Source organism: Massilia genomosp. 1, assembly GCF_011682185.1.
In the GTDB taxonomy this organism is placed as follows: domain Bacteria; phylum Pseudomonadota; class Gammaproteobacteria; order Burkholderiales; family Burkholderiaceae_D; genus Telluria_A; species Telluria_A rubra.
Genome location: NZ_WHJF01000450.1, coordinates 1 through 346, shown reverse-complemented (window position 1 = coordinate 346; position 346 = coordinate 1). Strand labels below are relative to the sequence as shown.

1 pseudogene is annotated in these 346 nt (G+C 63.9%); it reads left to right on the top strand.

Annotated elements, in window-relative coordinates:
* Window positions 1-35: 35 nt before the first annotated feature.
* Window positions 36-346: pseudogene (locus F1735_RS34460) on the top strand (aminopeptidase); the annotation flags it as partial.

Sequence of the window (346 nt, the reverse complement as noted above, 5' to 3'; positions counted from 1 at the left end):
AACAGGCAAGGCTGAAGAACCTGAATCTGCAGGGTATGTTCACCAACGATATCATCGGCAGCTCGCGCGCCGATGACGGCCGCGTGGACGACAAGCAGGTGCGCCTGTTCGCCGAATCGATTCCGGCGACGAAGGAGAACAGCGAAACCAGCCGCGCCTTGCTGGCGACCGGCGGCGAGAACGATTCGACCTCGCGCCAGCTGGCGCGCCATGTGAAGGAAGCGGGGGAGCGCTACGTGCCTGGCTTTACGGTGAATGTGATCCAGCGGCGCGACCGTTATCTGCGTGGCGGCGACCATATGCCGTTCCTGGAGCGCGGTTATCCGGCGCTGCGCTTCACGGAGCC